Below are 22,196 nucleotides of genomic sequence, written 5' to 3' on the forward strand. Positions count from 1 at the left end.
CCTGTCGGGAAGGCCCAGGACGGAGCGCGATACGTGGGGCTCAGCGCTCCGCCCCGGGGGTCGAGGGGAGGTCAGTCCTCCGAGACGGTGACGGTGACCTCGATGTTTCCGCGGGTGGCGTTCGAGTAGGGGCAGACCTGGTGGGCCTCGTCGGCGAGCTGCTGGGCGAGCTGCGCCTCGATGCCCGGCAGGACGACCTCGAGCAGAACGGCGAGCTGGTAGCCGCCCTGTCCGTTGGGACCGATGTGCACGCGACCGCCGACCGACGAGTCGGCGAGCTTCACCTTGTGGCCGCGGGCCACCGCGTGCAGCGCGCTGTGGAAGCAGGCGGCGTAGCCGGCCGCGAACAGCTGCTCGGGGTTGGTTCCGGCGCCGGATCCGCCCATCGCCTGAGGGACGGCGACGTCGAGGTCGATGTAGTCGCCGGCGGTGACGTGGCCGTTGCGGCCCTCGCCGGTCGAGACGGCTTCGGCGGTGTAGAGGACGTCCATGGGGGTTCCTTTCGTGGGGCGGGGCATCACGCGGTGGTGCGTGGCGCCCGGGATGCGGCGATCACCGGTTCGGGGTGGTCCCGCAGGTCTTTCATGGCCTCGGTGAGCTGGTGCAGCGCGTCGATCAGCTCGCGCGCGCTGTCCATGTCGGGTAGGCCCGACCCGGCCGCGATGCAGCGGGGCACGTGGGCGAGTTCGGTGCGCAGGGCCGTTCCGCGCGGCGTGAGGGACACGGTGACGACGCGCTCGTCGGGGCTGCGGCGCGCGCGCGTCACGTATCCCGCGGCCTCCATGCGCGCCAGCATCGGCGAGAGCGTGCCGGAGTCGAGCTGGAGCGCCTCGCCGAGGCTGGTCACGCTCTGGTCGCCGTCGGTCCACAGCGTGACCAGCGCGATGTACTGCGGATAGGTGAGGTTCCACGGCTCGAGCAGAACGCGGTACGCCTGCGTGGTCGTGCGGTTCGCCGCGTAGAGCGCGAAGCAGACGAGGTGGTCGACAGCGGGCATGGCAGAACTCTTGCACACAACTCAGTTGTGCACAACTCAAATGAGAATCGCTCGCCGTCCGCCATGGACGCAGACGGACCATGGGCCTGATGTCAAGCCCTGACATCCCGACCGCCGACGCCTCAGCATGGGTCGCATGACCAGCCGCAGCGACGCGAGTTTCGCCTCGCCCTCGGGATTCCTCCCCGACGGCGACGGCGACCTGCTCGCCATCAACGGGCACCACTTCGACCTCGGCACGCCTTCGACGTTCGCGGGAGGCGGCGCGGTCTGAACCCGCGTCACCCGCGGTCGGGCTCGATGTCGTCGGCGGGATGCCGCGTCACCAGCAACTGCGAGACGCGCCGACGTTCGATCGCGCTCACCTGCAGCGTCGCTCCCTCGACCTCGACGGTGTCGCCGACCCGCGCGAGTCGTCCCAGGCGCTCCACCACGAATCCCGCGACCGTGTCGGACGCGCCGCGGGGGAGGGGCACGCCGGTCGCTTCTTCGAAGTCCTGCAGGTTGAGTCGACCCTCGACGGTGCCGTGCTCTCCCTCGGACAGGGGCTGCTCGGCATCCGTGTCGTACTCGTCGAAGATCTCGCCCACCACCTCTTCGACCAGATCCTCCAACGTCACGATCCCGTCGGTGCCGCCGTACTCGTCGACGACGACGGCGATGTGACTGCCGTCGGCGCGCATCGCCGTGAGGGTCGGCAGCACTCGCGCCGTCGAGGGGATGTAGCGGATCTCGCGCATGACGGCCGAGAGCGGGCGGCCGGGCTCGTCGTAGAGGTCGCGGACGTGGACGAAGCCCACGACGTCGTCGATGGTCTGCTCGGCGACCGGGTAGCGCGAGTAGGGCAGATCGCGCACGCGTTCGGCCGCCTCGGCGATGGTGCCCCCGGCGTCGAGCGTCACGACCTCCGGGCGCGGGCGCATGACCTCGCTCACGTGCCGATCCCGCAGCGACAGGACATCGTCGAGGATGCGACGCTCGTCGTCGGGAAGCCCCTCGTGGCTGGAGACGATGTCGCGCAGCTCTTCCTCGGTCAACTCCTCGCCGGTCTTGTCAGGATCGCCGCCGAGCAGTCGGACCAGCAGGTTGGTCGAGATCGACAGCAGCCAGATCACCGGTCGCATGAGCTTCGCGAAGCCGTTCAGCACCGGCGCCACCGTGTAGGCGAACGCGGCGTTGCGCTGAATCGCGAGGCGCTTGGGCACCAGCTCTCCCAGCACGAGCGAGAGATAGGCGATCACGAGCGTCAGGGCGATCGTCGCGACCGTCGCGGCGGCGCCCTGCTCGAGGCCCAGAGAGACGAAGAGCGGGGTCACGGAGGGGGCGATCGACGAGGCGCCGTACGCGGCGGACGCGAAACCCGCCACGGTCACGCCGATTTGGACCGCCGAGAGGAAGGTGTTGGGGTTGCGCGCGAGATCGGCCACCTTCTGGCCGCGCTTGCCCCGCGACGCGAGCGCGTTGACCTGGCTCTCGCGCAGGGTGACCAACGCCATCTCGGTCGCGGCGAACACGCCTCCGATCAAGACGAACACCACGACCAGGACGATGTTGAGAGCGAGGTCGTTCACCGGCCCGCCCCGTTCTGTCCGGAGTTCGCGCCCGGGGTCACCCGGGCGTTCGGACTGTGACCGTCGGGACCGCAGGCGTGGCTCATGCGCCGAGTGTACGGAGCGTGCGCTCGGGCAGCGCCGTGAAAGCGGGGGGTTGCGCCGGGATGCGCTCGTCTGCTCGTCAGCGGATCGTGCCGTCGGCGCCCGAGACCCGGACCGTCTCGCCGCCCTCGCGTTCGATGACCCACACCGAGGTTCCGCCCTCGTCCTCGAGCTGCGCTTCGTCGACCGCGGCGTCGCCACCCTCGCCCGCGGCGATGCGCACCGCGTCGGCCAGGGTGGTCGTGATCGCGTCGAGAGCGGTGCGGTCTTCGTCGTCGAGCGCGTCGGCGTCTTGCGAGGACTGCACCGTCGCGCCGTCGGAGCTCACCCGCACCTCGATCGCGCGGTCGCCCGTCGCCACGTGCACCTGCCACTCGCCGTCGTCGGTCTCGAGCTCGAAGGCTCGGCCGCCGGCGCTCGCCTCCGCCGTGGTGATGGCCCGGACCGCCTCGCGGTCGGATGCGGCGGCATCCGTTCCTCCCGCCGGGGTGGACGCGCATCCGCTCAGCGCGAGGGCGGCCGCGGCGATGAGGGCGATGGCGGCGGGGAATCGGATCGAGGCCATGCCCGAAGGCTAATCAGCGCTCCCGCTCGACGCAGGGTGTTGCGCGCGGGGTCGTCGGTGTGCGTTCGGGGGGCATTACCAAGCGGCGGCCGACCCGTCAACGGTGGCCCGACGTCCAGCTTCGGGTTTAATCATCACCGGCATGAGCGAGATCACCGCACACCATGGACTCCTGACCGACATCGACCTCCACGTCGACGACACGGGCGGCTCCGGTCGCCCCGTCGTCCTCATCCACGGCTGGCCCCTCTCCGGCGAGTCGTGGGCGCACCAGGTCCCCGCCCTCGAGGGCGCCGGGTACCGGGTCGTCACCTACGACCGGCGCGGCTTCGGCCGCAGCGACAAGCCGCGCTCGGGCTACGACTACGACACCTTCTCGGACGACCTCCAGGCCGTGCTCGAGGCCCTCGACCTGCGCGATGTCACTCTCGTCGGCTTCTCGATGGGCGGCGGCGAGGTCGCCCGCTACCTGACCCGGCACGGGGCGGACCGCGTGCACAGCGTCGTCTTCGCGTCGGCGGTGCCGCCGTACCTCGCGAAGACGGACGACAACCCCGAGGGCCCTCTCGACGACGCGACCGCCGACGGGATGAAGCAAGGGCTGAAGGACGATGAGAAGTCGTTCTACCACCAGTTCACGACCGACTTCTTCTCTGTGAACGGCGAGCTGGTGGTCTCGGAAGCCGATCGCGCCGAGGCGGAGCGCCTGGCCGACCAGGCCGATCACCACGCCGCGCTGAAGTCGATGGAGGCATTCGCCACGACGGACTTCCGCGACGATCTGCCCAACGTGACGGTGCCGACGCTCGTCATCCACGGCGACAGCGATGCGACCGTTCCGTTCGAGGGGTCCGGCAAGCGCACGCACGAGGCTGTCGCGGGCAGTGAGCTGCACGTCGTCTCGGGCGCCCCGCACGGCGTGAACGTGAGCCACGCCGAGGAGTTCAACCGCGTGCTGATCGACTTCCTCCAGCGCTAAGCCCTCCGGTCGCCCTCTCGATCTCGCCCGCATCCGCGGAGGGCGCGACCTTTCTTCGACGCCCTCGTCACCATCGGTGGCGGGGGCGTCGTGGCGTCCGGCCGGGTGAGTGTGATCTGCGCGAGGGGTGATGCGTCGGGCGACAGACTCCCGGGGGCCGCCGCAAATGCCGGTGAGCAGCCCGCCTCGTCCCTAGCCTGACGCGCATGTCCGACACCGACGCCGCCCTCCTGCGTCGCGGTCGTCCTCGGCGCCGCGGGTGGCGCGAGGGCGGATCCCGCGTTCGCGGCTGGGATCTCGAGATGCTCGGCTGGGCCGTCTTCGCCCTGGGCGTGGGCGTGCTGCTCGCGCACGCGGCATCCGTCGCCCTCCCCGTCGAAACGTCGTCCGACGCTTCTCGCGTCGTGTTCTGGGTGGCCCTGCTGGCGCCCGCCGTGATCGCCCTGCGCCGGTCGCGACCGCGCGGCCTGCTGCGGATCAGACTCGTCGACCTCGCGTACGGCATCGTCTTCGGTCTGATCGTGCGCGGGGTGCAAGGGGCGCTCGCCGGCCTCGAGGGGCCTGTCGCCTGGCCGTCGACGTTCACGACGGGCGACGGACTGCCGTCGTCGTTTCTGACCGACGCGGTGGGGGACGCGATCGTGGCGCCGCTGTGCGAGGAGAGCTTCTTCCGCGGGGTCGTGCTGCTCTGCATCTTCGCGGTGGTGAGGCGGTGGAGCGGCCCGGTCGCGGCGGGCGTCGCGGCCGTGGCGCTGTCGACCGCCCTGTTCGTCGTCACGCACCAGATCCTCGGAGCACCGGATGCCGTGGACCTGGCCGCCCTGGCTCTGCTCGGCGTCGTCACGGGGGTCTTCGTCGTCGGCACGGGGCGCATCTGGCCGGCGGTGGCGGTGCACATCGTCTTCAACGCGTCGGGTATCGCCCTGGTCGCCATCGGCACCCTGCTCGCGTGAGTCCGACGGCACGGTTTGGCCGTGGCATCCGGATGACGTAGTCTTGATCTTTGGTGCCTGCCTCTCTGCGAGCGGGTCACCCGAACGTGAGCCCTCCACCGGCCCTGTTCCCCCGCCCCTCGGGCGGAGAACGGACCACCGGAGCGGGATTCACGAACTCCTCCGTTCGATCAAGAAAGCAGCACTACTGTGACGCGCACTTTCACCCCCAAGGCCGCTGAGGTCACGCGCGAGTGGGTCGTTATCGACGCCACCGACGTCGTTCTCGGCCGTCTGGCCTCGCACGCGGCGGTCCTCCTCCGCGGCAAGCACAAGGCGACCTTCGCCAACCACATCGACTCCGGCGACTTCGTCATCGTGATCAACGCCGAAAAGGTGGCGCTCACGGGTCAGAAGCTCCAGAAGAAGATGGCCTACCGTCACTCGGGTTACCCGGGCGGCCTCAAGTCGGTCAACTACGAGGAACTCCTCGAGAAGAACCCCGTCCGCGCGGTCGAGAAGGCCATCCGCGGCATGCTGCCCAAGAACAGCCTCGGCGCGGCGCAGCTCAAGAAGCTCAAGGTCTACCGCGGCGCCGAGCACCCCCACGGTGCCCAGCAGCCCACGGCATACACCTTCGACCAGGTCGCCCAGTAAGCGCCGCCGGATAAGGACGAAACAGTGTCGAACATCGACTCCAGCAACTACAGCACCGAGACGCCGGCCGAGCAGACGGCCGTCGCCACCGAGCGCCCCGTGCTCTCGGTCCCCGGCGGCGCCGTCGGCCGTCGCAAGCAGGCCATCGCCCGCGTGCGTCTGGTTCCCGGCTCGGGCACGATCACGGTCAACGGCCGCACGATCGAGGACTACTTCCCGAACAAGCTGCACCAGCAGCTGATCAACGACCCGTTCACGGTGCTCGAGCTCGCGGGCTCGTACGACGTGATCGCGCGCATCTCCGGTGGTGGCCCCTCGGGTCAGGCCGGCGCGCTGCGTCTGGGCATCGCTCGTGCGCTCAACGAGATCGACGCCGAGAACAACCGCCCGACCCTGAAGAAGGCCGGCTTCCTCTCGCGCGACGCTCGCGTCAAGGAGCGCAAGAAGGCCGGTCTCAAGAAGGCCCGCAAGGCGCCTCAGTACTCCAAGCGCTGAGTTCGAAGCTCCGTATGCCTCTTTTCGGCACGGACGGGGTGCGGGGGCTGGCCAACGGCCTCCTCACCGCCGAACTCGCGCTGCACCTGGCCCAGGCGACTGCTGTCGTCCTGGGCCAGGGTCGTTCCGCGGAGGCGCGCAAGGCCGAGGGCCGTCGACTCACGGCCGTCGTCGCGCGCGACCCGCGCGTGTCGGGGGAGTTCCTCTCGGCCGCGGTCGCCGCGGGACTGGCGTCGTCGGGTGTCGACGTGCTCGACGCCGGGGTCATCCCCACGCCCGCGACAGCTTTCCTGATCGCCGACCACGACGCCGATTTCGGCGTGATGGTTTCGGCGTCGCACAACCCCGCACCCGACAACGGCATCAAGATCTTCGCGCGCGGCGGCACCAAGCTCCCCGACGTCGTCGAGCAGCGCATCGAAAGCGCTCTCGAGGGCGAACGGCTGCAGCCCACCGGCGCAGGCGTCGGACGCATCCGCCGCTTCGCCGACGCGGAGGACCGCTACGTCCTGCACCTGCTCGGCTCGCTCCCGCACCGTCTCGACGGCATCCACGTCGTGCTCGACTGCGCGCACGGAGCCGCGGCCGGTGTGTCGCCCGAGACCTTCAAGGACGCCGGCGCCCAGGTCACCGTGATCGGCGCCGATCCCGACGGACTGAACATCAACGACGGTGTGGGCTCGACGCACCTCGACGTGCTCGCCGAGACCGTCGTGCGCCTCGGTGCCGACCTCGGCATCGCTCACGACGGCGATGCGGACCGCTGCCTCGCCGTGGACGCCGAAGGCAACATCGTCGACGGCGACCAGATCATGGCCATCCTCGCGGTCGCGATGAAGGACCGCGGCGCCCTCGTCGACGACACGTTGGTCGCCACGGTGATGAGCAACCTCGGACTCCATCGGGCGATGCAGGACCACGGCATCCGTGTGCTGCAGACCGCGGTCGGCGACCGCTACGTGCTCGAGGCCATGAACGAGGGCGGATACTCCCTCGGCGGCGAGCAGTCGGGGCACGTGATCATGAGCGAGTTCGCCACGACCGGTGACGGACTGCTCACGGGACTCCACCTCGTGGCGGAGATGGCGCGGCAGGGCAAGACCCTCGCCGAGCTCGCCTCGATCATGACCGTGTACCCGCAGGTGCTCGTCAACGTGCGCGGCGTCGACCGCGACGGAGTGAGCGACGACCAGGTGCAGGAGGCCGTCGCGGCCTCGACCGCGGAACTCGGCGATTCCGGACGTGTGCTGCTGCGCGCGTCGGGTACCGAGCCGCTCGTGCGCGTGATGGTCGAAGCCGCCGACGAGCACACGGCTCGCCTGCACGCCGATCGGCTCGCCGACGTGGTGCGGGAGCGTTTGGCGCTCTAGGGTCCGTCCCTTCGACAGGCTCAGGGACCTTCGACAGGCTCAGGGACCTTCGACAGGCTCAGCAGTCTCCGTCCGCGGAGACTGCTGAGCCGTCGTCGTCTCAGTACTCGAGCGACTCGATGTAGCGCAGCAGGACGCCCTCGCGCAGGGCCCACGGCGAGACCTCGAGCTCGTCGACGTCCATCGCCTTCATGGCCCGCTCGACGACGACCGCCGCCGCCACGATCTGGAACGTGCGATCGGCCGTGATGCCCGGCAACGCCTCGCGGGCGTCGGCGGGGATGCGGGCGAGGCGCGGAATCCAGTCCTTGAGCTCCTTGCGCGGAAGCACCATGCGATCGATGCCCGACCACCCCGGCACGGGGTACCCGGCGAGCTTCGCCAACGAACGGATCGCCTTGGACGAGCCGATCACGTGATCGGGGCGGGGGAGAGCAGCGAAGCGCTCGGCGACGGGGGCGAGGACGGATGCCGCGTGCTGGCGGAGCGCCTCGATCTCATCGTCGCTGGGCGGGTCGTGGGGGAGGAACCGCACGGTCGATCGTCCGGCGCCCAGCGGCACCGATTCGGCGAGGTCGGGCAACTCGTCGGCGCCACCGGCGATCTCGAGCGACCCGCCCCCGATGTCGAAGAGCAGGATCTGCCCCGCCGACCATCCGAACCAGCGGCGCACCGCCAGGTAGGTGAACCGCGCCTCGGTCTCGCCGCCGAGCACCTGCAGTGGCTGGCCGAGGGCATCCTCGATCAGGGCGATCACGTCGTCGCCGTTCGTGGCCTCGCGCACCGCCGAGGTCGCGGTGGCGAGCAGCTCGTCGACCCCCTCGGCGCGAGCCCTCTCGCGAGCGGCGGTCACGGCATCCACCAATCCCCTCACCCCCTCGGGCGAGATCGAGCCGTCGGGCTGCACGTAGCGCATCAGGCGCAGGACCGATCGATGCGACGAGGTCGCGGTCGGTCGGCCGCCCGCGCGCGCATTGGCGACGAGCAGGTGGACGGTGTTCGAGCCGATGTCGAGGACTCCCAGGCGCACGGTCCGAGCGTAGTGGGCGGATGCCGCGGACCTCCGGCCGCGGGGCGCTCGAGGGTCCGCGCGGCCGCGCCGGTAGCATGGGCGGGTGTCCGCCGCCGAGACAGCCGCTCCCGCACCGTCGCTGAGCCCCTACCGTCAGATCGACCGCGAGGACTGGGCCCGCATGGCCGGTGGACTCGAGCAACCGCTGACCGAGAACGAGATCGTGCAGTTGCGCGGGATCGGCGACCGGCTCGACCCCCGCGAGGTCGCGGAGGTGTACCTGCCGCTCAGTCGCCTGCTGAGCCTTTACGCCCGCGCGACGCGTCGGCTCGGCGTCGACACGAGCCAGTTCCTCGGCGAGCCGGATGCCACGACGCCTTTCGTCATCGGCGTCGCCGGGTCGGTGGCGGTGGGCAAGTCGACCATCGCGCGTCTGCTGCGCGAGCTCATGAGTCGCTGGCCCGATACGCCGCGCGTGGAGTTGGTGACCACCGACGGGTTCCTCTATCCGAACGCCGAGCTCGAACGGCGAGGCCTGATGGACCGCAAGGGCTTCCCCGAGTCGTACGACCGGCGGGCGCTCGTGGAGTTCCTCAGCGAGGTCAAGTCGGGCGCCGAAGAGGCCCGCGCCCCCTTCTACTCGCACGTGCGGTACGACATCATGCCCGACGCGCACGTGAGCGTGCACCGTCCCGACGTGGTGATCGTCGAGGGCCTCAACGTCCTGCAGCCGCCGCCCTCGCCGAACGAGGTCGCCGTCAGCGACCTGTTCGACTTCTCGATCTACGTCGATGCCGACGCCGCCCACATCGAGCGCTGGTACGTCGACCGGTTCCTCGCCCTGCGCGACAACGCCTTCACGAACCCGACGTCGTTCTTCCGCGTGTTCGCCGACATCAGCGACGAAGAAGCGGTCGAGCGCGCGCTCGGCTACTGGCGCGAGATCAACCTCCCCAACCTCGAAGAGAACGTGCTGCCGACGCGGCATCGCGCGAAGCTCGTGCTGCAGAAGGGCGCCGACCACACCGTCGAGTCGGTGCTGCTGCGCAAGCTCTGAGTCGCGGCATCCGGAACCGTCGTTCCCCGTGAAGGGCCGGTAATCGGCGACGGATCCGAGCGGTACCGACGTCCGTCGCTCGGTATACCTACTGGCCTCGGCCCCGCATTCAAACCGGTACCACAGGTCGTTCACAGACTCCTCACAGCCGACCTAGCGTGACTGCACGGCTCTCTTTCGCGGGATGCCGTGACCTGCGCCGACGGCGGCGCCGGCGTACCGAAGGGGGAGTCATATGTTTCGCGTGAGATGGAGGGACCGGGGTTCCGGTCCCGGCAGCGGGTCGACGGAGAACGGTCGGGTGTGGACGGGCAGTCGCACCGGACGCGCCGCGATCAAGGTCGCCGCAGCGGTGGGCGCGGGATCGCTCAGCCTGTTCGGCGGGGTCACGGCCGCGCAGGCCGCTCCGACGGTGAGCGCCCCGGCGCCCATCCAGCTCGGAGTGCTCGACCTGATCGACGGGACGCTCGACCTCGACGTCACGGACGTGGTCGACGCCCTCGACCTGGCGGACGCCGTCGACACGACGCTCGACATCGACGTCGCGGATGTGCTCGACGCCCTCGATCTCGACGCGGATCTCGATCTGCTCGACGCCGACGCCGACGTGCTCGATGTCACCGACGTCGTCGACCAGCTCGACCTGGACGTCATCGACGCCTTCGACGCGGATGCCGACGTGCTCGACCTCGACGCCGACACCGTCGACGCGACGGATGTGGCCGACGCCGACGCCGCCGACGCGGAGGCGCTCGACGTGCTCGACATCGACGTGACCGACGTGCTGGACGCCCTCGACCTGGACGGCACCCTCGACCTGCTCGACGCGGACGCGGACGTGCTGGACATCGACGGTGACGCCGAGGGTCTCGACATCGACCTGATCGACGCGGATGCGCTGGACATCGACATCCTGGACGCGGACGCCGACGTGCTCGACATCGACGCGGACGGCGCCGACGTCGTCGACGCGGCCGAGGTGCTCGACGCCGCTGACGTGGTCGACGCGACCGAGGTGCTCGACGTGGATGCCACCGACACGCTGGACATCCTCGACATCGATGTGACCGACGTGCTCGACGCTCTCGACCTCGACGCAGACCTCGATCTGCTCGACGCCGATGCCGACGTGCTGGACGTGACCGACGTGCTCGACGTGGTGGACGTGCTCGACATCCTGGACGCGGATGCCGACGTGCTCGACATCGACGCCGACACGGTGGACGCCTCGGACGTGGCCGATGCGGATGCCGCTGACGCCGACGCTCTGGACGTGCTCGACCTGGACGTGACCGACCTGCTCGACGCCCTCGACATCGACGGCACCCTCGACCTGCTGGATGCGGACGCGGACGTGCTGGACATCGACGGTGACGCCGAGGGTCTGGACATCGACCTGCTCGACGCGGACGCGCTGGACATCGACATCCTCGATGCCGACGCCGACGTGCTCGACATCGACGCCGACGGAGCGGACGCCGACGCCGCTGACGTTCTCGACGTCCTCGACGTCGTCGACGCTGACGGTCTCGACGTGCTGGACGTGCTCGACATCGACGTCACCGACGTGCTCGACGCGCTCGACATCGACGCCGACGCGGACGTTCTCGACGCTGACGCTGACGTGCTCGATGTGACCGACGTGCTCGACGCGGTGGACGTGCTCGACGTGATCGATGCTGACGCCGACGTGCTCGACATCGACGCCGACGGTGCTGACGCCGCAGACGTGGTCGACGCGGATGCCGCTGACACCGACGCGCTGGACGTGCTCGACATCGACGTGACCGACGTGCTCGACGCGCTCGACATCGACGCCGACGCCGACGTGCTCGACGCTGACGCCGACGTGCTCGACATCGACGGTGACGCCGACGGCCTGGACCTCGACGTGATCGACGCCGACGGTCTCGACGTCGACGTCTTCGATGCCGACGCCGACGCCGACGTGCTCGACATCGACGCCGACGTCGCTGACACCGACGTCGCTGACGCGGACGTGGCTGACGCCGACATGGTGGAGGCCGACATGGTGGACGCGGATGTCGCTGACGCGGATGTCGCTGACGCGGATGTCGCTGACGCGGATGTCGCTGACGCTGACGTGGCTGACGCCGATGTGGCTGACGCCGACGTGGCCGACGCTGACATGGTCGACGCCGACGCCGACGTCGCAGACGCGGACATGGTGGATGCCGACATGGTTGACGCGGATGTCGCTGACGTTGCTGACGCCGACGTGGCTGACGCCGACGTGGCTGACGCCGACGTGGCTGACGCCGACGTTGCCGACGCTGACATGGTCGACGCCGACGTCGCTGACGTGGATGTCGCCGACGCCGATGTGGCTGACGCTGACGTTGCTGACGCTGACGTTGCTGACGCCGACGTTGCCGACGCCGACATGGTCGATGCAGACGCGACGGACGCCGCTGACGCGGCCGATGCCGCTGACGCGACCGACGCCGCCGATGGCGACGCGACGGACGGGGACCCCACCGCGGGAGCCCGAGCCGACGCGGTGAACGGTGTGGTGGTCCGCGGTACGGACGCCCGTCAGAACATCGTCGTCTCGGGCTTCCAGCCCGGTGAGACGGTCTTCGCGACGGTGTTCTCGACGCCGTTCGACTTGACCCCGGTGACGGTCGATGCCTCCGGCATGGCCCGCATGTCGTTCGCCGTCGGACCGGACTTCGAGCTCGGCGCACACCGCGTCGAGATTCGCGGATCGGTCACGGGCGACCTGCCGCAGGACCGCGAGAACACGGCCTTCCTGGTCGTCGATCCCGCGAACGCCGGCCCCAGCGGGGACGGTGGTGGTGACGGCATCCAGGGCGGTCTCCCGCAGACCGGTGCCGAGGTGAACGCACCTCTGGCTCTCGGTGGAGCGACTCTCCTGCTGCTCTTCGGTGCCGGGCTCTGGAGCATCCGTCGCCGCGAGAACCGGAGGACGAACGCCGGTGAGTAAGACGACCACGGTGGAGGGCGCCCCTGACACGGGGGTTGCGGAGGGGCGTCCCTCCACCGGGCGGTCGACGAGGGTCGCGGCGGTCGCCGCCGCCGCGACCCTCGCCATCGTCGCCGGATACGCCTTCGTCGCCGGGTCGTTCACCGTCCCGACGTCTCCGACTCGACCGGTCGTGAGTGAGGTGTTCTCGCCCTGGTTCTCGCAGCGCTGGAACGTCTTCGCGCCGAACATCATGAAGGTCAATCGCAACCTCCAGATCCAGGTGCAGTGGCGCGACGGCAACGAGCTCGTCCACAGCGACTGGGTCGACGTGACCGACATCGAGTTCACGTCGGCCCGTGGCATCCCGATGCCGTCGCGCATCTCGAAGAACTCGTTCAACGCGACCCAGGCGATGTTCACGCGGTACCAGGCGCTGAGCCCGCAGCAGCGGGATCGGGTGCGCGACACCTTCATCCGGGGGCTCGGCGGCGGCGCGTTCGAGCCCGTGGACGCCGGAGACCTGCTCACCCAGCTCGACGGCCTCGAGGGCAGTCGGGCCGCCGCGGTGAGCTACCTGCGCTACGACTACATGCTCGTTCGTTTCGCCTCGGCCTTCGGCACCGCGTACTTCGACCGGCCGGTCGAGCGCGTGCGGTGGCGCATCGAGTCGGATCGACCGAACGATTTCCTCCACCGATTCGATCAGGAGCGGCAGACGGAGTTGTCCTACATCACATTCGGCTGGCGTCAGCCGGCCGCGGCACCGACCGACGAGGTCCAAGCCATCTACGACGAGGTCGTCGAGAGGTACACGGGACGATGAACACAACGGCATCCATCGCCCGCCCGCAACCGCTGCGCGAGAGGCTTCGGCCCTCGGCGCTGTGGCCGCGGTTCGTGGACTGGATCATGGACCGGCCGCACGCCACGATCGGCTTCTCGATCCTGCGCATCCTGATGGGGCTGTCGATGCTCATCGTGCTGGTGCCCAGCTACGCCGATCGGCAGTACCTCTGGGGAGCGGGCGCCTGGTGGGTGGAGCCCGAGGCGAGCCGGCGGGGCTGGTGGGAGCCGCTGCGCGTGTTCTTCCCGAAAGACAACGCGGTGGTCTTCGAGATCTGCTTCCACCTCCTCATCGTGCTCGCGGTGGTGTTCGTCGCCGGCTTCAAGACCCGGTGGGTCACCCCCGTGCTGATGGTGTTGTGGGTCGGCCTGTCGACGAACACGACGCTGCTCGGCAACGGCGGCGACACGCTCATGCGCATCGTGCTGGTGTTCGTGGTGTTCGCCGACCTCAGCCGGCATTTCTCGGTCGATGCGTGGGTGCGCCACCGACGCGGCGCCCGTGCCTCGTTCTGGGCGCGGCGGCGACCGGCGTGGGTGCCGATGTGGCTCGGGGCGTGGCTGCACAACACGGTGCTGATCCTCTGCGTCTTCCAGATCCTGCTCGTGTACTTCGTCTCGAGCGTGCTGAAGTTCCAGGGCGAGGAGTGGTTGAACGGAACGGCGATCTACTACGCGTTGAGCATCGAGCAGTTCCATGTGCTCCCGGCGCTCAGCCAGCTGGCGTGGCAGTCCGCGCCCATGGTCGCGCTGGCCACGTGGCTCGCCCTGTGGGTGCAGATGCTGTTCCCGCTCATGATCCTGTGGAAGCCCACGCGGTACGCCGCGGTGTTCCTCATCACCGGGATGCACCTGGGCATCGCGATCCTGCTGGGGCTGTGGCCGTTCTCGCTCATGATGATCGCCCTTGACCTGCTGCTGGTCAGAGACGGGTCGTGGATGCGACTGGGCGGGCGCCTCGCCTCGCTGCGGAGGGGTTCACTCAGGCCTGCCACGTAGACTCGACCCCATGTGCGGAATCATCGGTTACGTGGGTCCTCGGCAGAGCCAGGACATTCTCATCGCGGGGCTGTCGCGTCTGGAATACCGGGGCTACGACTCCGCGGGTATCGCCGTGATCGACGGCGACGGTCAGCTCGACATGCGCAAGCGCGCGGGCAAGCTCGCGGTGCTGCGCGACGACCTGGCGTCGTCGCCCATGCCCGACGGCACCACCGGGATCGGCCACACGCGGTGGGCGACGCACGGCGGGCCGACCGACGCCAACGCGCACCCGCACCTGGCCGACGACGACAAGCTCGCCGTCATCCACAACGGCATCATCGAGAACTTCGCCGAACTCAAGAGCGAGCTGGTCGGAGAGGGCTTCGCCTTCCGCAGCGAGACCGACACCGAGGTCGCCGCGGTCATGATCGGCCGCGAGTACGCCCGCACGGGTGACCTCGTCGCGGCGTTCCGCGCCGTCGTGTCGCGCCTCGAGGGCGCGTACACGCTGCTCGCGATGCACAAGGACCACCCCGGCCTCGTCGTCGGCGCGCGCCGCAACTCCCCGCTGGTGATCGGACTCGGCGAGGGCGAGAACTTCCTCGGCTCCGACGTGGCCGCCTTCGTCGAGCACACGCGCAACGCGCTGGCCATCGGTCAGGACGAGATCGTCGCGATCACGCCCGAGGGCGTCGAGGTCACCGACTTCTCGGGCGCGCCCGTCGAGGTCGAGCCGTTCGAGGTCACCTGGGACGCCTCGGCTGCCGAGAAGGGCGGCTGGTCGTCGTTCATGGCCAAGGAGGTCTCGGAGGAGCCCGAGGCCGTCGCCAACACGCTGCGCGGTCGGATCCACGAGGGCCGCGTCGAGATTCCCGAGCTCGACGGCATGGACGAGTTCCTCGCCGACATCGACCGCATCCTCGTCATCGCGTGCGGCACCGCCGCCTACGCCGGCATGGTCGGCAAGTACGCGCTCGAGACGTGGACGCGTGTTCCCGTCGACGTCGAGCTTGCGCACGAGTTCCGCTACCGCGACCCCGTGCTCTCCGCGCGCACCCTCGTCGTCTCGATCAGCCAGTCGGGCGAGACGATGGACACGCTGATGGCCGTGAAGTACGCGCGTTCGCGCGGTGCCAAGACGCTGTCGATCTGCAACACCCAGGGCGCCACGATCCCGCGCGAGTCGGATGCCATCGTGTACACCCACGCCGGCCCCGAGGTCGCTGTGGCCTCCACCAAGGCCTTCGTCGCGCAGATCACCGCCCTGTACCTGCTTGCGCTGCACGTGGGCCGTGTGCGCGGCGCCATCGACCCCGTCGTGGCCGTCGAGGCCGTGACCGAGCTCGAGGCCGTGCCCGGCAAGATCGCCCGCGTGCTCGAGACCGAGCAGTCGCGCATCGAGCAGCTCGCGCACTGGATGGCCGACACCCGTTCGGTGCTGTTCCTCGGCCGCAACGTCGGCTACCCGATCGCGCTCGAGGGTGCGCTCAAGCTCAAGGAGCTGGCCTACATCCACGCCGAGGGCTTCGCCGCCGGCGAGCTCAAGCACGGTCCCATCGCGCTGATCGAGCCCGGACAGCCCGTGTTCGTCGTCGTCCCGAGCCCGCGCGGGTCGGGTGAGATGCACAAGAAGGTCGTCTCGAACATCGAGGAGATCCGCGCCCGCGGTGCCCGCGTGATCGCGATCGCCGAGGAGGGCGACGTGGCCGTGCTGCCCGCCGCCGATGAGGTTCTGCGCATCCCGCTCGCGGCCCCCCTCTTCGAGCCGCTGCTGGCCGTGGTGCCACTGCACATCTTCGCGATGGGCCTCGCCGAGGCGAAGGGCCTCGACGTCGACCAGCCGCGCAACCTGGCGAAGTCGGTGACGGTCGAGTAGGACTCGTCGTCTTCGGGGCCGGATGCCGTGGCATCCGGCCCCTTCGTCGTCTCGGGTGCCCGCCGGCACCGGCAGAATGGAACGGATGCCGAGAGGGGAGGGCCCATGATCGTCGGAATCGGCGTCGACCTGGTCGACGTTCCGCGGTTCGAGGAGCACCTCGCTCGCACCCCGCGCCTGCTGCCGCGTCTGTTCGCCCCCGCGGAGCGCGTGCTCAAGCCGCGATCGCTGGCCGCCCGGTACGCCGCGAAAGAAGCGCTCATCAAGGCCCTCGGAGGGTCGGACGGCGTGCACTGGACCGACATCGAGGTCACCTCGGAGCCGTCGGGTCGCCCCGTCTTCGCGCTCAGCGGAGAGACGGCGGCGACCATCGCTGCACGCGGCATCACCGCTGTGCACCTGTCGATGTCGCACGATGCCGGGCTCGCGACGGCCTACGTGGTCGCCGAGGCGGCATCCGGAATCGAACCCACCCGAGAGGACACCGCGTGAGCATGGCATCCGGGGTGCTGCGCGAAGCGCTCATCGACGTCGACGCGATCACCGAGAACGTCCGGCACCTGCGCCGGCTGACCGGCTCCGAGATCATCGCCGTGGTCAAGGCCGACGGCTACGGCCACGGTGCGTTCCGCGCGGCGCAGGCGGCGCTGCGGGGAGGGGCGACCCGCATCGGCGTCTCCGACATCGACGAGGCCCTGGCGCTGCGTCGCGCCGGCATCCGCGCCCCGCTCTTCGCGTGGCTGCACGCGCCCGGCGCGTCGTTCGTCGAGGCCGTGCGACACGAGGTCGAGCTCGGCATCTCCGACCTCGACCAGCTGTTGCGGGCAGCGGAGGCCGCCCAGGGCGAGCGCCCCGCCGCCGTCCACCTGAAGATCGAGACCGGGCTCTCGCGCAACGGCATCGCACCGGCGGACTGGCGGCAGGTGTTCTCGGAGGCCGCGCGTCTGGAGCGGATCGGTCGCCTGCGCGTGGTCGGGCTGTTCTCCCACCTGTCGAACACGAGCATCGACGACGATCGGGCGGCGCTGGCGAAGTTCGAGGAGGGCGTCGTGCTCGCCGCGGGCGTCGGCCTGACCCCTCCGCTGCGCCACATCGCCGCGACGAACGCGGCGATCGCCCTTCCCGAGGCGCGGCTGGGCTGCGTGCGCATCGGCATCGGCATCTACGGCGTCTCGCCGTTCGACGACCGGACGCCCGCCGATCTGGGTCTGCGCCCCGCGATGACCTTGCGCGGCGCCGTCGCGGCCGTGCGCCGCGTGCCCGCCGGCACCGGGGTCTCGTACGGCTACGACTACCGCACGACGACCGACACCACCCTCGCGCTCGTGCCCCTCGGGTACGCCGACGGCGTGCCGCGACAGGCCTCGGGTCGGGGCCCCGTGACGATCGGCGGTCGTCGGTTCACCGTCGCGGGTCGCATCGCGATGGACCAGTTCGTCGTCGACGTCGGCGATCACCCGGTGGCCGTGGGCGACGAGGTCGTACTCTTCGGCGACCCGACCCTGGGTGTGCCCTCGGCGCGCGAGTGGGCGGAGGCCGCCGACACCATCGACTACGAGATCGTCACGCGGGTGGGGGCGCGCGTACCGCGACGGGAGGGCGGGGCATGAGCATTCCGGACGACCTGCTGGGCGAGCGCGTCATCGACGCCCCCGGCGACATGGAGGAGCTCGGCCGCGCGATCGGTCGCGTCCTCGAGCCGGGCGACGTCGTGGTGCTCACCGGCCCGCTCGGGGCGGGGAAGACGACCCTGACCCGGGGGATCGGCGAGGGTCTCGGCATCCGGGGTCCCGTCCAGAGTCCGACGTTCGTGATCGCGCGCACGCACCCCTCGCTGGTCGGGGGGACTCCGCTGGTGCATGTCGACGCGTACCGGCTCGGGGCGGCCGTCGAACTCGACGACCTCGACATCGACGTGGCCGGATCCGCCGTCATCGTCGAGTGGGGGCGCGGGGTCGCGGAGTACTTGGCCGACCGATGGTGGGAGATCGAGATCTCGCGTCAGGTCGGCGGCCGCGGTGTCGACAACGCCTGCGGTGAGATCGCGGTGCACACCGTCGAGCTCGACGCCGACGCCCCGCGGACGGTCACGATCTCGCGTCGTCCCTGAAACGCCGCGTCTGGCCGGTGGGCCGCTGTCGGCCGCCGGCACCGCGCGCGGGTGCGCGATGCGCCGACCACACCTCGCGGAGGGCGCGCAGCGTCTCGACCGGCTGCTCGACGTGGGCGAAGTGGCCGCTGTCGGCGAGCACGCGGTCGTCGTAGTCGCGCATGAGGCGCGCCCAATCGTGTGCGTCGCGGGCGGAGACGAAGACGTCGTGCTCGCCTCGGACCGAGCGCACGGGGCAGGAGATGCGTCGCCAGACGCCGTCGTCGTGCGTGCGCGACGCCTGCATCGCGGCGAGGAACGCCGTCGGACGGATCTCCGTGGCGAGGGCGTCGGTCACCGCCCGATCCACCCCGTCCGGATGCCGGAACAGGGGCCGCGCCAGACGGTGCAGCAGACCCGTGCGGCGCAGGACCCGCAGCAGCGGGGCGGACAGCGGTCCGAGCGCGCGCAGGATGCGCATGGCCAGAACCATCCCGGCGAGCCACGGCAACCGCGCCGCCTTCGCGATCGGGCGCCGGCCGACGGTACGTGCTCCGGCGCCGCTCGGTGAGACCACACCGACCGCGACGGTGTCGTTCGGAAAGCGTGCGGCGACGTCGAGCGCGATCACGCCGCCGAGGGAATGGCCGACGATGCGCCAGCGCGGGTATCCGAGTGCCCGGGCGACGGCGGCGACCGCGACCGCGAGGTCGGCGGGGTCGGGGACCGGGCCCGGCGTCTCGCCCCAGCCGGGGAGGTCGATCGCCACGATGTCGGACAGCGGCAGGCGCAGGGCGTCGGATGCCGCGATGAGCGGTACCCACGTGCGCCACGATCCCGCGGCCCCGTGCAGGAGGACCGTGGCGACGGGGTTCCCCGACGCCCGACCCGCGCGCACGACGATCGGCCCCACCCCCGTGGGCACGATGACGCGGCGCAGGCCGAGGTCGGTGGCATCCATGTCCCTTCTTCGGAGCGGAGGTGGTCCCGGATGCCGTGTCGGAGGCGCCGACTACCCTGGAACCGTGATCATCGGCATCGACACCTCGCTCGGCACCGCTGTCGCGGCCATCGCTCGCGACGGCGAGATCCTCGCCGAGGAGCAGAGCAGCAACCCTCTCGGGCACGCCGAGGTGATCGGCGACCTGCTGCGACGCGCCACCACCGCAGCTCCCGCGCCGACGCATGTCGCGATCGGCATGGGACCGGGGCCCTTCACCGGGCTGCGCGTGGGCATCGCCACCGCTCGGGTCTATGCGCTTGGTCGCGGCGTGCCGCTGGTCGCCGTGCCGAGCCACGACGGCGTCGCGCTCGGCGTCCTGCTCGCCGACGCCCTGACCGGTACCGAGACCGGCCGCTTCGCCGTCGTGACCGACGCCCGCCGCAGAGAATTCGCCTACAGCGTCTACGACGGGCTCGACGACGACGGACTGCCCGTGCGCGTGACCGAGGCGGCTCTCAGCCCTCGCGACGACCTCGACGCGCGCCTCGAGGAGCACGGGGCACGCCGCTACGACGCCACGAGCGTGTCGGCCGCGATGATCGCGCTCGCCGCAGCGCGCGCCCTCGACGCCGATCGCACGCTCGCCGGCCCCGAGCCGCTGTACCTGCGCAGCCCCGACGTCGTCGCCGCCCACGCGCCGAAGCGGGTCAGCTGATGTCGACGCGGGTGGCGACCGCCGCCGACCTCGACGCGATCATGGCGCTCGAGCACGCGTCGTTCCCGACCGACGCCTGGAGCCCGGCCATGATGCGCGAAGAGCTGGCCTCGCCGCACGGGTGGTACGTCGTCGTCGAAGAGGCCGGGAGTCTCGTCGGCTACGCGGGCCTGCGCGCGGTGCGCGGGGCTCGGGATGCCGACATCCAGACGATCACGATCTCCGAGTCCGCGCGGGGTCGGGGGCGGGGCCGTGCCCTTCTCGCCGCCCTGCTCGACGAAGCCGCGCGGCGCGAGGTGCACGACGTGTTCCTCGAGGTGCGCGCCGACAACCCGGTCGCGCAGAGGCTGTACCTCTCCGAGGGCTTCGTCGAGGTCGGACGACGACCGCGGTACTACCAGCCCGACGACGTCGACGCGATCGTGATGCAGCTCGACCTGCGGGGCTGGAGCGCGCGGCGTGCGCAGGAGCCGGCATCCGGGATCTCCGAGACCCCCACCACCACCAGCGGAAAGGGATGGTGCTGATGGACGCTCCCCTCGTACTCGGCATCGAGACCAGCTGCGACGAGACCGGCATCGGGATCGTGCGCGGTCGGCAGCTGCTCAGCAACACCATCGCGTCGAGCATGGACGAGCACGCGCGCTACGGCGGCGTCGTGCCCGAGGTCGCCGCGCGCGCCCACCTCGAGGCGCTGCAGCCCTCGATCGACGCCGCGCTCGCCGAGGCCGGCGTGACCCTGGCCGATCTCGACGCCGTGGCCGTGACCAGCGGCCCGGGTCTCGCCGGCGCGCTGATGGTCGGCGTCGGAGCGGCAAAGGGCCTCGCGGTCGCGCTCGACAAGCCGCTGTACGCGGTGAACCACCTGGTCGGTCACATCGCCGCCGACATCCTCGACGCCGACGCGGGCGAGCTCGAATATCCGACCGTCGCGCTGCTGGTGAGCGGCGGTCATACCTCGCTGCTGCTCGTCCGCGACCTCACCAGCGACGTCGAACTGCTGGGCGAGACGATGGACGACGCCGCGGGCGAGGCCTTCGACAAGGTCGCCCGGTTGCTGAAGCTGCCCTACCCCGGCGGACCCGAGATCGACCGGGCGGCCGCCGACGGCGATCCCACGGCGATCCGCTTCCCCCGGGGCCTCTCGCGGGCCTCCGACATGGCCGCGCACCGCTACGACTTCTCGTTCTCGGGGCTCAAGACCGCCGTCGCCCGGTGGGTGGAGCAGCACGAGGCTGCCGGTCAGCCGGTGCCGGTGTCGGACGTCGCGGCGTCGTTCCGCGAGGCCGTCGTCGACGTGCTCGTCACGAAGGCCCTCGACGCGTGCGCGCGATTCGAGGTGCCGCGTCTGCTGCTGGGCGGGGGAGTGATCGCCAACAAGCGCCTGCGCGACGTCGCCCTCGAGCGGGCGGCGGCCGCGGGCGTCGCGGTGCGCATTCCGCCCCTGCGACTGTGCACCGACAACGGTGCGATGATCGCGGCGCTCGCCGCCGAACTGATCTCGTCGGGTCGCCGCCCCTCGACGCTCGCCTTCGGGGCCGACTCGACGCTCCCGGTGACCGAGATCCAGGTGGACGAAGACCCGGATGCCGTGGCTCCGATGCTCCCCTCGGGCAGCGCCCCGTGAGCGAGCCCACACCGCCCACGCGACGCGCCCGCAAGGACGCCCCGCCCGTGCCTTCTCTCGACCCGTCGGACGCCGCCCGTCTCGCCGCGCAGGCGTCGCGGTCTGCTGCCGCCCCGGCCGACGACGACCCCGAGCGACTGCCGACCGCCCAGCTCGAGATGGCCGCCTTCGGCGATCACCTGATCCCCTACGTGCCGCCCGCACCGCCGACCCCGCTGTCGCTCGCACCGGGGGCGCTCGCGGCGGCGATCCTCGCGCTCGTCGCCTCGTTCTTCACCGGCTGGCTGCTGCCGCTGGGCGCCGTCGCGGTGATCCTGTCGATCATCTCGCTGCGGCGACCCCACGACAGCACCCGGGTGGGGGTCTGGTCGCTGTGCCTCTCGCTGCTGTCGATCGTCTTCAGCGCCGGATGGCTCATCTGGGGCTTCTCGCAGCTCGCCGTGGTCTGAC

General features: G+C 70.6%; 24 protein-coding genes. 18 read left to right on the forward strand and 6 right to left on the reverse strand.

Translation table 11 applies throughout. From position 1 onward, the window contains the following. Window positions 1–71 precede the first annotated feature (71 nt). Both LPW41_RS04335 and LPW41_RS04340 read right to left on the reverse strand, forming a co-directional pair. Window positions 72–491 carry an organic hydroperoxide resistance protein gene (locus LPW41_RS04335; protein ID WP_144829531.1) on the reverse strand — a complete coding sequence of 140 codons (420 nt, stop codon included), beginning with the start codon at window positions 489–491 and terminating at the stop codon, window positions 72–74. A 26-nt stretch (window positions 492–517) separates the two neighbouring features. Next, the gene (locus LPW41_RS04340) at window positions 518–997 is read right to left on the reverse strand and encodes a MarR family winged helix-turn-helix transcriptional regulator (RefSeq protein ID WP_144829529.1); all 480 of its coding nucleotides are present in this window, start codon (window positions 995–997) and stop codon (window positions 518–520) included. Between the two features lie 136 nt (window positions 998–1,133). On the opposite strand from LPW41_RS04340, the gene LPW41_RS04345 reads away from it, so the two are divergent. Beyond that, window positions 1,134–1,271 carry a hypothetical protein gene (locus tag LPW41_RS04345; RefSeq protein WP_186325407.1) on the forward strand — a complete coding sequence of 46 codons (138 nt, stop codon included), beginning with the start codon at window positions 1,134–1,136 and terminating at the stop codon, window positions 1,269–1,271. A gap of 7 nt (window positions 1,272–1,278) precedes the next feature. Here the strand turns inward: LPW41_RS04345 and LPW41_RS04350 are convergent, their stop codons facing one another. Both LPW41_RS04350 and LPW41_RS04355 read right to left on the reverse strand, forming a co-directional pair. Beyond that, a complete protein-coding gene (locus LPW41_RS04350; protein ID WP_144829526.1) occupies window positions 1,279–2,568 on the reverse strand; it encodes a hemolysin family protein in 1,290 nt (429 codons plus the stop codon). 163 nt (window positions 2,569–2,731) lie between these two features. Then, on the reverse strand, window positions 2,732–3,217 hold the full coding sequence (locus LPW41_RS04355) for a hypothetical protein (protein ID WP_144829523.1): 486 nt from the start codon (window positions 3,215–3,217) through the stop codon (window positions 2,732–2,734). Between the two features lie 142 nt (window positions 3,218–3,359). Between LPW41_RS04355 and LPW41_RS04360 the strand changes: the two genes are divergently transcribed. From LPW41_RS04360 to glmM, 5 genes are all read left to right on the forward strand, one after another. Then, window positions 3,360–4,196 carry an alpha/beta fold hydrolase gene (locus tag LPW41_RS04360; protein WP_144829520.1) on the forward strand — a complete coding sequence of 279 codons (837 nt, stop codon included), beginning with the start codon at window positions 3,360–3,362 and terminating at the stop codon, window positions 4,194–4,196. A gap of 206 nt (window positions 4,197–4,402) precedes the next feature. Further along, entirely contained in the window at window positions 4,403–5,149 is a 747-nt protein-coding gene (locus tag LPW41_RS04365; protein WP_144829517.1) for a CPBP family glutamic-type intramembrane protease, read from the forward strand. A gap of 189 nt (window positions 5,150–5,338) precedes the next feature. After that, window positions 5,339–5,785: a 50S ribosomal protein L13 gene (gene rplM, locus LPW41_RS04370; RefSeq protein ID WP_056226423.1), complete on the forward strand. Its 447-nt coding sequence runs from the start codon at window positions 5,339–5,341 to the stop codon at window positions 5,783–5,785. A gap of 33 nt (window positions 5,786–5,818) precedes the next feature. Next, window positions 5,819–6,280: a 30S ribosomal protein S9 gene (gene rpsI / locus LPW41_RS04375; RefSeq protein ID WP_307214011.1), complete on the forward strand. Its 462-nt coding sequence runs from the start codon at window positions 5,819–5,821 to the stop codon at window positions 6,278–6,280. Between the two features lie 14 nt (window positions 6,281–6,294). After that, window positions 6,295–7,650 (forward strand): phosphoglucosamine mutase, encoded by a 1,356-nt coding sequence (gene glmM / locus LPW41_RS04380; protein WP_154096165.1) that lies wholly within the window; start codon window positions 6,295–6,297, stop codon window positions 7,648–7,650. 100 nt (window positions 7,651–7,750) lie between these two features. On the opposite strand, the gene LPW41_RS04385 is transcribed toward glmM, so the two are convergent. After that, the gene (locus tag LPW41_RS04385) at window positions 7,751–8,680 is read right to left on the reverse strand and encodes a Ppx/GppA phosphatase family protein (RefSeq protein WP_144829509.1); all 930 of its coding nucleotides are present in this window, start codon (window positions 8,678–8,680) and stop codon (window positions 7,751–7,753) included. A gap of 85 nt (window positions 8,681–8,765) precedes the next feature. Between LPW41_RS04385 and coaA the strand changes: the two genes are divergently transcribed. From coaA to tsaE, 8 genes are all read left to right on the forward strand, one after another. Next, window positions 8,766–9,719, forward strand: a complete 954-nt coding sequence (coaA, locus tag LPW41_RS04390) for a type I pantothenate kinase (RefSeq protein ID WP_144829506.1) — start codon at window positions 8,766–8,768, stop codon at window positions 9,717–9,719. 301 nt (window positions 9,720–10,020) lie between these two features. Continuing rightward, complete coding sequence (locus LPW41_RS17010) at window positions 10,021–12,687, forward strand: LPXTG cell wall anchor domain-containing protein (protein WP_230704191.1); 2,667 nt, start codon at window positions 10,021–10,023, stop codon at window positions 12,685–12,687. Further along, the gene (locus tag LPW41_RS04400; protein WP_154096163.1) at window positions 12,680–13,492 is read left to right on the forward strand and encodes a DUF5819 family protein; all 813 of its coding nucleotides are present in this window, start codon (window positions 12,680–12,682) and stop codon (window positions 13,490–13,492) included. Before LPW41_RS17010 ends, LPW41_RS04400 begins: the two co-directional genes overlap by 8 nt. Then, the gene (locus LPW41_RS04405; protein ID WP_154096162.1) at window positions 13,489–14,511 is read left to right on the forward strand and encodes an HTTM domain-containing protein; all 1,023 of its coding nucleotides are present in this window, start codon (window positions 13,489–13,491) and stop codon (window positions 14,509–14,511) included. Before LPW41_RS04400 ends, LPW41_RS04405 begins: the two co-directional genes overlap by 4 nt. A gap of 10 nt (window positions 14,512–14,521) precedes the next feature. Next, window positions 14,522–16,372, forward strand: coding sequence for a glutamine--fructose-6-phosphate transaminase (isomerizing) (gene glmS / locus LPW41_RS04410; protein ID WP_144829498.1), 1,851 nt, complete (start codon window positions 14,522–14,524; stop codon window positions 16,370–16,372). A gap of 105 nt (window positions 16,373–16,477) precedes the next feature. Continuing rightward, complete coding sequence (locus tag LPW41_RS04415) at window positions 16,478–16,864, forward strand: holo-ACP synthase (RefSeq protein WP_144829495.1); 387 nt, start codon at window positions 16,478–16,480, stop codon at window positions 16,862–16,864. A gap of 2 nt (window positions 16,865–16,866) precedes the next feature. Further along, on the forward strand, window positions 16,867–17,982 hold the full coding sequence (alr, locus tag LPW41_RS04420; RefSeq protein ID WP_144831852.1) for an alanine racemase: 1,116 nt from the start codon (window positions 16,867–16,869) through the stop codon (window positions 17,980–17,982). After that, window positions 17,979–18,482, forward strand: a complete 504-nt coding sequence (tsaE, locus tag LPW41_RS04425; RefSeq protein WP_144829493.1) for a tRNA (adenosine(37)-N6)-threonylcarbamoyltransferase complex ATPase subunit type 1 TsaE — start codon at window positions 17,979–17,981, stop codon at window positions 18,480–18,482. The genes alr and tsaE overlap by 4 nt, the downstream gene beginning before the upstream one ends. On the opposite strand, the gene LPW41_RS04430 is transcribed toward tsaE, so the two are convergent. Further along, complete coding sequence (locus LPW41_RS04430) at window positions 18,460–19,422, reverse strand: alpha/beta fold hydrolase (RefSeq protein WP_154096161.1); 963 nt, start codon at window positions 19,420–19,422, stop codon at window positions 18,460–18,462. The two genes, tsaE and LPW41_RS04430, sit on opposite strands and share 23 nt — an antisense overlap. A 64-nt stretch (window positions 19,423–19,486) precedes the next feature. Between LPW41_RS04430 and tsaB the strand changes: the two genes are divergently transcribed. From tsaB to LPW41_RS04450, 4 genes are read left to right on the forward strand one after another with little or no spacing between them, the layout of a single operon-like run. After that, complete coding sequence (tsaB, locus tag LPW41_RS04435; protein ID WP_230704192.1) at window positions 19,487–20,119, forward strand: tRNA (adenosine(37)-N6)-threonylcarbamoyltransferase complex dimerization subunit type 1 TsaB; 633 nt, start codon at window positions 19,487–19,489, stop codon at window positions 20,117–20,119. After that, window positions 20,119–20,646, forward strand: a complete 528-nt coding sequence (gene rimI, locus LPW41_RS04440; protein WP_154096159.1) for a ribosomal protein S18-alanine N-acetyltransferase — start codon at window positions 20,119–20,121, stop codon at window positions 20,644–20,646. The genes tsaB and rimI overlap by 1 nt, the downstream gene beginning before the upstream one ends. Next, window positions 20,646–21,746, forward strand: coding sequence for a tRNA (adenosine(37)-N6)-threonylcarbamoyltransferase complex transferase subunit TsaD (gene tsaD, locus LPW41_RS04445; RefSeq protein WP_230704193.1), 1,101 nt, complete (start codon window positions 20,646–20,648; stop codon window positions 21,744–21,746). The genes rimI and tsaD overlap by 1 nt, the downstream gene beginning before the upstream one ends. A 47-nt stretch (window positions 21,747–21,793) precedes the next feature. After that, the gene (locus LPW41_RS04450; RefSeq protein WP_230704194.1) at window positions 21,794–22,195 is read left to right on the forward strand and encodes a hypothetical protein; all 402 of its coding nucleotides are present in this window, start codon (window positions 21,794–21,796) and stop codon (window positions 22,193–22,195) included. Window position 22,196: the final 1 nt, after the last annotated feature.

Origin of the sequence: Microbacterium sp. JC 701, from assembly GCF_021026215.1 — a bacterium.
In the GTDB taxonomy this organism is placed as follows: Bacteria; Actinomycetota; Actinomycetes; order Actinomycetales; family Microbacteriaceae; genus Microbacterium; species Microbacterium algihabitans.